Consider the following 1,005-nt stretch of genomic DNA (forward strand, 5'->3'; position numbering starts at 1 on the left):
CGACGGCGAGCTGCAGGGCGCGCCCCTCGCACGAGGCTGGCGCGGTGACCTGGACCGTGGTGGCACTGACCCCGGACGCCCGCACCTGGACCGGGCCCGGGCACGGGTGGGTCGCGGTCGTCGACGTCAGCGTGGCGCCCCGCAACGGCAAGGACGCGGCCGTCGCGGCACCCACCGACAGGACCGTCACCGCGACCAGCGTCGCTGCGGCAGCTGCGGTGCGACGCCTCACCGCTCCCCCTCCGTGGCCCGCGGGGCGTCGGACCGACCGGGCCAGACCACCACCGCGAGCGCGAGCAGCATCACCGAGACCCACGTGACCGGGTCGATCAGCAACGACGCGACCCGGCCCAGGTGCGGCAGGTGCACGGCCGCGACCCCGTCGACCCGGTCGGCCGCCGGTCGCCACGGGTCCAGGAAGTCGTTGTTGTCGCCCTGGACGACCCACCCCTGCGCATCACCACCCACCACCCGGTGGATCACCCGGGCGCCGTCCACACCCGGTGGCCGGTACACGATCACGTCACCGACCTGCGCGGCACCGCACCGGGCGACGACCAGGTCACCGCTGCTGTAGGTCGGTTCCATCGACCGGCCCGAGACGATCGTCAGCGTCGTGCACCCACCCAGGGACGTCGGCCACAGCAGCGTGACGGCCACCGCCACCAGGGCGACCCACGCCGCCGTGCCGGCAGCACCGAGCAACCGGCGCGAGGTGCCCGCGTCGGTTGCTCGGTGCTGGCGCGTCACCGCTGCCCGGTGGCCCGGCTCAGCCGGAGATGACGACGGAGATGTTCTCGATGTCGGCGGCCGGGATGCTCGCCGACGGGCTGGTCAGGACGGTGCGGCCCTCGGTGGCGCTCGCGGTGAACTCGTGCAGCGAGGTGCCGTCGGCGGTCGCGACGGTCACCTGGACGTCGAGCCCGTCGCACGCGGCGGCGACGTTGTCCAGGACGACGCCGGACGTCCGGTAGCCCTGCCCCTGGTAGGCGCTGTCGAAGCCCA

3 protein-coding genes are annotated in these 1,005 nt (G+C 74.4%); all 3 read right to left on the reverse strand.

Annotated features, from left to right (window positions below):
* A partial coding sequence (locus N869_RS15400) for a hypothetical protein (RefSeq protein ID WP_035063135.1) occupies window positions 1–232 on the reverse strand: 232 nt, incomplete at its 3' end.
* Window positions 229–750 carry a signal peptidase I gene (locus tag N869_RS15405; protein WP_052105656.1) on the reverse strand — a complete coding sequence of 174 codons (522 nt, stop codon included), beginning with the start codon at window positions 748–750 and terminating at the stop codon, window positions 229–231. The genes N869_RS15400 and N869_RS15405, both read right to left, overlap by 4 nt.
* A gap of 19 nt (window positions 751–769) precedes the next feature.
* A partial coding sequence (locus N869_RS18090) for a hypothetical protein (RefSeq protein ID WP_035063136.1) occupies window positions 770–1,005 on the reverse strand: 236 nt, incomplete at its 5' end.

This window comes from Cellulomonas bogoriensis 69B4 = DSM 16987 (assembly GCF_000767165.1).
GTDB lineage: Bacteria > Actinomycetota > Actinomycetes > Actinomycetales > Cellulomonadaceae > Actinotalea > Actinotalea bogoriensis.